Origin of the sequence: Streptomyces lushanensis (assembly GCF_001700515.1) — a bacterium.
Classification (GTDB): Bacteria; Actinomycetota; Actinomycetes; order Streptomycetales; family Streptomycetaceae; genus Streptomyces; species Streptomyces lushanensis.
Map to the genome: position 1 here is coordinate 1 of NZ_MAUD01000728.1, position 532 is coordinate 532.

The following is a 532-nucleotide window of genomic DNA, read 5'->3' on the forward strand; positions in this document are numbered from 1 at the left end:
GTCGATGACGCGAGGTCCGTCGGCGGCGAGCAGGACGTTCGAGGGCTTGAGGTCGCGGTGGATCAGCCCCGCGGCGTGGATGGCCTGCAAGGCCTCGGCGAGGCCGGCGCCCAGGGCGTACACCGACGGTTCCGGCAGTGTTCCGTGCCGCGCGACCGCCTCGGCGAGCGAGAGGCCCGGTACGTACAGCGTGGCCAGCCAGGGCGCCGCGCCCTGCGGATCCGCGCCGACAACAGCGGCGGTGAAGGCACCGCTGACGGCCTGCGCGGCGGATGTCTCGCGCGCGAACCGCTCCCGGAAGCCGGGCTCGTCCGCCAGCTCCGGCCGGATGACCTTCACGGCCACCTGCCGCCCGCCCGGGGAGGCCGCGAGATAGACCCGGCCCATCCCGCCGACGCCCAGTAGGCCCGTGATCCGGTACGGCCCCACCTGCTCCGGATCACTGGCCGTCAGAGCTCTCACCACAGCCCGCACTCCCCCGACTCGCCCGGTACGCTCTCGGGCTCAGGGGCCGGGCGAGTCGGGGGAGTGC

Annotated in this window: 1 protein-coding gene; it reads right to left on the minus strand. The window is 74.6% G+C overall.

The window, feature by feature from the left end:
- A partial coding sequence (locus tag BFF77_RS32640) for a serine/threonine-protein kinase (protein WP_141698635.1) occupies positions 1–462 on the minus strand: 462 nt, incomplete at its 3' end.
- Positions 463–532: the final 70 nt, after the last annotated feature.